4 protein-coding genes are annotated in these 7973 nt (G+C 69.7%); 3 read left to right on the top strand and 1 reads right to left on the bottom strand.

Features of this window, described 5'->3' with window-relative positions; genetic code table 11:
- Positions 1-498: 498 nt before the first annotated feature.
- A complete protein-coding gene (gene lexA / locus AB0J42_RS17025) occupies positions 499-1206 on the bottom strand; it encodes a transcriptional repressor LexA (protein ID WP_364294906.1) in 708 nt (235 codons plus the stop codon).
- A 2865-nt stretch (positions 1207-4071) separates the two neighbouring features.
- On the opposite strand from lexA, the gene AB0J42_RS17020 reads away from it, so the two are divergent.
- The 3 genes from AB0J42_RS17020 (at position 4072) to AB0J42_RS17010 (ending at position 7945) form a co-directional block, all read left to right on the top strand.
- Positions 4072-4359: a LysM peptidoglycan-binding domain-containing protein gene (locus AB0J42_RS17020; protein ID WP_364294903.1), complete on the top strand. Its 288-nt coding sequence runs from the start codon at positions 4072-4074 to the stop codon at positions 4357-4359.
- Positions 4360-4685: 326 nt separating this feature from the next.
- The gene (gene nrdR / locus AB0J42_RS17015; RefSeq protein WP_364294900.1) at positions 4686-5141 is read left to right on the top strand and encodes a transcriptional regulator NrdR; all 456 of its coding nucleotides are present in this window, start codon (positions 4686-4688) and stop codon (positions 5139-5141) included.
- Entirely contained in the window at positions 5138-7945 is a 2808-nt protein-coding gene (locus AB0J42_RS17010) for a vitamin B12-dependent ribonucleotide reductase (protein ID WP_364294897.1), read from the top strand. The genes nrdR and AB0J42_RS17010 overlap by 4 nt, the downstream gene beginning before the upstream one ends.
- Positions 7946-7973 lie beyond the last annotated feature (28 nt).

Below are 7973 nucleotides of genomic sequence, written 5' to 3'. Positions count from 1 at the left end.
CGGTGCCTCCGCGTGATGCGTTACGTCCGCGTGATGCCGTACGCCCGTGCGGTACATCCGCGTGATGTCGTACGTTCGCACCCTTCCGTACGTCCGCGTAACTCCGCGTCCCTCCGTCCGGCCTGCGTCCGCCTACATCCGCGCAGCTCTGCGTACGTCCGTACGTCCGGGTACCTCCGTGTCAGGCCGTACACGCGCGTCTCCTGTGCGTAAGCCACGGCAGTGTTATCCGAGCGCGGCAGCTTCGCAGAAGCGCGGCAGCATTCAACGAGCCACGGCAGCTTCTCACGAGCGCGTTAGCTGTGCATGGGCACAGCAGCTTTGGACGAGCACCGCAGCTCTGTGCGAGCCACGGCAGGCGGCGGCACGGCTCACCCACGAACAGCGAGTGGGCACCGGTGGGCGCGGGCACGGCTCAATCAACGGCGAGTGGGGACCCGTGGGCGCGGGCACGGCTCACCTACGAACGGCGAGCCGGCACCGGTGGGCACGAGCCGGTCAGAGGCGGCGCAGCACCGCCACGACCTTGCCCAGGACGGTGGCCTCGTCGCCCGGGATCGGCTCGTAGTTGTCGTTGTGCGGCACCAGCCAGACGTGGCCGTCCTTGCGCTTGAAGGTCTTGACCGTCGCCTCGCCGTCGATCATGGCGGCCACGATGTCGCCGGTCTCCGCCACCGGCTGCTGACGGACCACGACCCAGTCGCCGTCGGCGATCGCCGCGTCGATCATCGAGTCACCGGTGACCTGGAGGAGGAAGAGCGTGCCCTCGCCGACCAGCTGCTTGGGGAGCGCGAAGACGTCCTCGACGCTCTCCTCGGCGAGGATCGGACCACCCGCGGCGATGCGCCCCACCAGCGGGACGTAGGCGGCGGTGGGCCGGTTGACCGGGGTGTCCTCGGTGGCCGTGCCGGGATCGACCCACATCACCGGCTCGCCCGGCAGCCGCACCTCGAGCGCGCGCGGGCGGTGCGGGTCGCGCCGCAGATAGCCCTTACGCTGCAACGCGGTCAATTGATGGGACACACTGGACGTGCTGGTCAACTGGACGGCCTCGCCGATCTCGCGCATGGACGGCGGATAGCCGCGCTGCTGCACCGAGTCGCGGATCACTTCGAGGATCTTGCGCTGCCTGGGGGTGAGCCCCAGTGAGTCACGCCTTCGCACCGCGAGGTCGCTGACCCCCTGGGCGGCATCCCGCTCGCTCATGCCTCTCTCCTCCTCCGCCGGCGGCTCGCCCTGCTCGGCGCCCCTCCCGGTCCGTGGTCCTCATGTCGCACACAGCGACCGTATCTCTGTTGAAGATCATCTTCAAACAGTTGTTCGAGTCTTCCTCGAAATCGTCGGCAGCGTGGTGTACAACATCGTACGGGAGTTCGATCGACACCGTGTTCGATTCGCCGATCTTCCTCGGCCTTTTCAGTCACACGCACGCGAGGCGGGCTGGCCCCAGCGACCACTACCCGGAGGTGACCCAGATGACCAAGCCCTCCGCACCCATACCGAACGGATCTGCCCCGACGGCGGCCCCCGGCCTCTCCCCGCTCTCCGCCGCAGTCCGCGACCCCCGGGCACCCACGGGAGGACCCGATGACCGACCTGCCCGGCGACACCACCCAACGCCTCACCGGTCCCACCCGCGAACGGCATCCCACGCCCACCGACCCCGCCCGGGAACGGCATTTCACGCCCACCGGTTCCACTGGGGAACGGCATCCCACGCCCACCGGTCCCACCCGCGAACGACATCCCACGCCCACCGGCTCGTCCGACCAGCCCTCCGCCTCAGCAGACACCCCGACCACCCACAGGACGCCGTCTCTGACCTCCGGCAGCATGGAGCACCCGGCCTCGCCGTCCCATCCCGCGCCGCAGCACCCGGCCCTGGAAGACGGGGATCACACAGCCGGTCCTGTCTCACAGCGCTGGCTCAAGTTGGAGCACCCCGCGTCGGAGGGTGTGGATCACGTGGTTGAGTCGGCGTCGCCGTTTCGTTCCGCGGCGCAGCAGCCAGTCTTCGAGGGTGCGGGCCCCTTGGCGAGACCCGCCTTCCGTTCTGTGCGGGAACGCCCGGCCTTGGAGGTCGCGGATCTCTCGGTCGGTCCTGTCCCGCGGTTCCGCCCTGCGTGGCAAACCACCCTGGAGGTCGAGGATCTCTCGGTCGGCCCTGGCTCGGGGTTCCGCCCTGCGTGGGAACACCCGCCCCTGGATGGCGCGAATCGCTCGGTCGAGCCTGTCCCGCGATTCCGTTCTGCGTGGCAACACCCGGCCCTGGACGTCCCGGATCGCTCGGTCGGCCCTGGCTCGCGGTTCCGTTCTGCGAGGGAACACCTCACCCTGGAGGACGCAGATCACACGGCCGGGCCTGCCTCGCGGTTCTGCTCCGAGTCGGGGTACCCCGCGTCGGAGGGTGTGGATCACGCGGCTGAGTCTGCGTCGCATTTCGACGGTACGGATCACCCTGCCGGGTCGGCGTCACGCTTCCGCCCCGTGTCGCGACACCCGGTCCTCGACCGTACGGATCACGCGTCGGAGAAGCTGCGCCAGGAGGAAACCGGCGGTAGCGAGCTGTCGGAGTCCACTCCATCGTTCCGACCTTAGGCCCGGCGTATGGAGTCCGGCCGGACGGAGCCCCCGCCCGTGATGCGCGGTCCCGCTCCTGGATCCAGAAACAACCGGGGCGTGGGCGGGGCAGGCGATCTCTCCGAGGCGGATCCCCAAGAATCAGCCCGGAATGAGGCGGGAGTCGCAGATCCGGCGAGCGAGTTGCCCGTAGCAGGAGAGACGGTGGCACAGGCGTCCAGGGAAAGGCAGGTGAGGGTGGTGGGTTCACACGGCGATCTCCCTGAGGTGAGGCGGCCTGTCGCTGATGGCTTCACTCCGCCTGTACGCGGCGGCGCTCAGGAGGGCCGTACGCCTCGGCGGAAGCGGAAAGGGGAAGCGCCAGGAGGACCCCGTGCCCGGCGGGCGGCCACTGGAAAGCGTCCGCACCTCTACCTCGTTCCCCCTCTCGACGAGGACGCGCCGTCGGGCCCCAGCAGGTGGGGGCGGAGCGACGGGGGACCGGTCCGTACGGGAAAGCACCCGGCCGAAGCCGGCCACGTGATCGACGGCGGAAACGGCCGGGGACCTCGGACTGCAGGGAGCGAGCGACCCCGGGTGGCAGCGGGCGAGGGACCCCCGGTGCCAGCAGGCGCGCGACGGGCCGAGGGGTGGCGTCGAGGGCAGGGCGCGCGCGGAAGACGCTTGACCGACGACGGACCTCTGCAGCGGGCGCGTTCGGTCGGTAAAGGCAGACCAGATGACCTCACCGAGCGAACGGGCTCGTCCAGAATGCGAGGAATCAGACGGGACGGGGAGTCGATGGCACCCCGAAGCCGTGAGCGGGCGCTCGAACGGGACCTCGCAGATCGAGCACCGGCAAGAGGCAGGGTGACGGCCCGCCGCCCGCTTGAGCGCGCCATCACGAGCGAGCGCGGAATCACGGGCCAGGAGGGCAGGTCCAGCGCGACGGCCAGGACCGGGAGGCCCAAGAGGAGCGCCTGGCTCGGCATTGTCGGCGGCAGTCGAGCCCAGACCGGCGCAGACGCATCCCCAGAGTCGCGGCCCGTGGCGCGGCTCGGCAGAGCGGCGCGCTCGGTGGCGGGGGCGCGAGCCGGTAGTGACGCGCACGCCGGGAAATCGACGCGGAGGCGGCGTCGGGCGGAAACGGGGGGCGGGGCGCGTCGGGGGAGTGCTGCGTGGGCTGGAGATGAGGGGCGTCAGGGGAGTGCTGCGTGGACTGGGGGCGGGGCGCGTCGGGGGAGTGCTGCGTGGGCTGGAGATGAGAGGCGTCGTGGGAGCGCTGCGTGGGCTAAGGGCGAGAGGCGTCGAGAGAGGGCGGCGTGGGCTGGGGATGGAGGGCGTCGGGGGAGGGCGGCGCGGGCAGGAGGCGAGGCGCGTCGAGAAAGAGCGGCGCGGACAGGCGACAAGGCGCGTCCGGGGGAAGGGGCGCGGAGACGGGGTGGGGCGCGGGCCGGTAAAGGCGCGCACGCCGGGGCTGCGCCGGTGCGGTTGACGCGACGAGGGCGGGCGGTGCTGGTGACCGTCGTGGCGCTGCTGTCGCTGGGCGGCTTCTGGCTCGGCACCAGGGCCGCCGGGTACGCGCACGCCGGGCAACCGCCGAGCCTGCCGTGGGTGGAGGTGCGTGAGGGCGACACCTTGGGGAGCATCGCCGGCGCGGTCGCGCACCCCGGCGAGGACCCCGGCGCCGTCGCCGCCGGGATCAGGCGGCTCAACGGGCTGAGGGGCAAGCTCGTCCGGCCGGGGACCCGGCTGTACGTCCCCGGTGGCTCCGTCACCCCTTTACAGCAGGGACAATAGAGGGCTGGGCGAGCGTCGCTCCTCATGTGAACGACCGCCACATACGTGACCCGTACCAACAGATGTGACACGCACCGGCGACACGCCCGAGGCGCGCCGGAGAGTCCCCGGCTGATCAGCGACTTCGGCGGGACGGGGCCGGTCAACTTGCGTTCATGGTCGCGCGCTTCTACGGTTGGACCACAACATCTAGTAGTTACACCGATGTAGTTCACCACACCTTGTGTTTGACGAACGCACCACGAAGCAGCCGTGGTGCGTGCGCGAGCGTTCGCCGGGGCGGATTCCACGCCTGTGGTGACCCCTGAAAGCGAGGAGGCGTTAGCGTGCACTGTCCGTTCTGCCGCCATCCCGACACCCGGGTCATCGACAGCCGTTCCACCGAGGACGGCGCGGCGATCAGGCGCAGGCGCACGTGCCCGGAGTGCGGGCGGCGGTTCACCACCCAGGAGACCGTGCTCCTCATGGTGAGCAAGCGCAGCGGGGTCACCGAGCCGTTCTCACGGGACAAGGTCGTCGCGGGCGTGCGGCGGGCATGTCAGGGCAGGCCCGTGAGTGAGGACTCACTGGCGCAGCTGGGGCAGAGGGTGGAGGAGGCCATCCGGGCCAAGGGCGCGGCCGAGATCGCCTCCAACGAAGTGGGGCTGGCGATCCTCGGGCCGCTGCGCGAGCTCGACGAGGTGGCCTACCTGCGGTTCGCATCGGTCTATCGCGGTTTCGAAAGCCTGGCGGACTTCGAGGCCGAGATCCAACAGTTGAAGGCGGAGAAGGGGGAGTCATGACGGAGACGTCCAGCGGATCAGTGACGCGCGGAGGCAAGCGTCCCCGCAAGGGCCTGAAGATGAAGCGGATCTTCACCAAGCCCGGCGTTCACCCGTACGACGAGATCGCGTGGGAGCGCCGCGACGTCGTCATGACCAACTGGCGCGACGGCTCGGTCAACTTCGAGCAGCGGGGCGTCGAGTTCCCCGACTTCTGGTCGCTCAACGCGACCAACATCGTGACGACCAAGTACTTCCGCGGCGCGGTCGGCACGCCCCAGCGCGAGCACAGCCTCAAGCAGCTCATCGACCGGGTCGTCGGCGTCTACACCAGGACGGGGCTGGAGAACGGCTACTTCGCGGACGAAGAGGACGCCGAGATCTTCGACCACGAGCTGAAGTACGCCCTCGTCCACCAGATCTTCGCGTTCAACTCCCCGGTCTGGTTCAACGTCGGCACCCAGTCTCCGCAGCAGGTCAGCGCGTGCTTCATCCTGTCGGTGGACGACACCATGGAGTCGATCCTCGACTGGTACAAGGAAGAGGGAGTCATCTTCAAGGGCGGCTCCGGGTCGGGCGTCAACCTGTCCCGCATCCGTTCGTCCAAGGAGCTGCTCTCCAGCGGCGGCACGGCCAGCGGGCCGGTGTCGTTCATGCGCGGCGCCGACGCCAGCGCCGGCACGATCAAGTCCGGCGGCGCGACCCGCCGGGCCGCCAAGATGGTGGTGCTCGACGTCGACCACCCCGACATCGAGGAGTTCATCGAGACCAAGGCGCGCGAGGAGGACAAGGTCCGCGCGCTGCGCGACGCCGGGTTCGACATGGACCTGGGCGGCAAGGACATCGTCTCGGTGCAGTACCAGAACGCCAACAACTCGGTGCGGGTCTCCGACGAGTTCATGCGCGCGGTGGAGAAGGGCGACAAGTTCGGCCTGCGCGCCCGGCTCACCGGCGAGGTGATCGAGACCGTCGACGCCCGCGACCTGTTCCGCAAGATGGCGCAGGCGGCGTGGGAGTGCGCCGACCCCGGCGTCCAGTACGACGACACGATCAACGACTGGCACACCACCCCGGAGACGGGGCGGATCACGGCCAGCAACCCCTGCTCGGAGTACGTGCACCTGGACAACTCCTCGTGCAACCTGGCGAGCATCAACCTGCTGAAGTTCCTCAAGGACGACGGCTCGTTCGACGTGCCGAACTTCGTCAAGCTGACCGAGCTGATCATCACGGCGATGGACATCTCGATCACGTTCGCCGACTTCCCGACGGAGAAGATCGGTGAGACGACCCGCGCCTACCGGCAGCTCGGCATCGGCTACGCCAACCTCGGCGCCCTGCTCATGGCGACCGGTCACGCGTACGACTCCGACGGCGGCCGGGCGGTGGCCGGGGCGATCACGTCGCTGATGACCGGCGTGTCCTACCGCCGCAGCGCCGAGCTGGCCGGGGTGGTCGGCCCGTACGACGGGTACGCCCGCAACGCCGAGCCGCACAAGCGGGTGATGCGCAAGCACGCCGCGGCCAACGACAACCTGCGGACGATCGGCTCGATGGACGCCAAGATCCACGCCGAGGCGTCGCGGCAGTGGGCCGAGTGCCTCAAGCTGGGCGAGAAGAACGGCTACCGGAACGCCCAGGCCAGCCTGCTGGCCCCGACCGGCACGATCGGGCTGATGATGGACTGCGACACGACCGGCATCGAGCCGGACCTGGCGCTGGTCAAGTTCAAGAAGCTCGTCGGCGGCGGGTCCATGCAGATCGTCAACCAGACGGTGCCGCGGGCGCTCAAGAAGCTCGGCTACCAGCAGGAGCAGATCGAGGCGATCGTCGAGTACATCGCCGAGCACGGTCACGTGGTCGACGCGCCGGGCCTGCGCCGTGAGCACTACGAGGTGTTCGACTGCGCGATGGGCGAGCGGGCGATCGCGCCGATGGGTCACGTGCGGATGATGGCGGCCACCCAGCCGTTCCTGTCCGGGGCGATCTCCAAGACGGTCAACCTGCCCGAGTCGGCCACGGTCGACGACATCGAGCAGGTCTACATGGAAGGCTGGCGGCTCGGACTGAAGGCGCTGGCGGTCTACCGCGACAACTGCAAGGTGGGCCAGCCGCTGTCGGCGGGCGGCAAGAAGGACGAGAAGAAGGACGAGCCGGAGGTCCGGGTCGTCGAGGTGGCCCGGCCGACCCGGCGGCGGATGCCGAGCCAGCGGCCGAGCACCACGACGCGGTTCACGGTCGGCGGCGCCAAGGGCTACATGACCGCCTCCACCTACCCCGACGACGGGCTGGGCGAGGTCTTCCTCAAGATGTCCAAGCAGGGGTCGACGCTGGCGGGCGTGATGGACGCCTTCTCGGTGGCGATCTCGATCGGGCTCCAGTACGGGGTGCCGCTTGAGACGTACATGAGCAAGTTCGTCAACATGCGGTTCGAGCCGGCGGGCATGACGGACGACCCGGACATCCGGATGGCGACGTCGGTGATGGACTACATCTTCCGGCGGCTGGCGCTGGACCACCTGCCCTACGAGGAGCGGGCCGCGCTCGGCATCTTCTCGGCGGCCGAGCGGGCGGCGCAGGAGCGCGGCGAGGACCCGGCGGCGCTGGAGGAGACGGTGGAGTCGCTGGCCCAGTCGGCGCCGATCGAGAAGGCTCCGGCCGGGGAGGCGCCGAAGCAGGAGTCCGGCAAAGAGCAGCGGACCCTGGAGAGCCACCAGCGCTACACCGCCGACGCGCCCCTCTGCATGACGTGCGGCACGAAGATGCGCCCGGCGGGCAGCTGCTACGTCTGCGAGGGCTGCGGCTCGACCAGCGGCTGCAGCTGAGAACGGGGGACGAGGTGCCGGAAGGGTC

The sequence above is a fragment of the Nonomuraea sp. NPDC049649 genome, from assembly GCF_040675175.1.
Lineage (GTDB): Bacteria > Actinomycetota > Actinomycetes > Streptosporangiales > Streptosporangiaceae > Nonomuraea.
This window is presented reverse-complemented; position numbering and strand designations above follow the sequence as displayed.

Bases quoted from the DNA above. Each gene is read 5' to 3' on its own strand.
- lexA (WP_364294906.1), bottom strand. From the start codon at position 1,206: ATGAGCGAGCGGGATGCCGCCCAGGGGGTCAGCGACCTCGCGGTGCGA.
- AB0J42_RS17010 (WP_364294897.1), top strand. From the start codon at position 5,138: ATGACGGAGACGTCCAGCGGATCAGTGACGCGCGGAGGCAAGCGTCCC.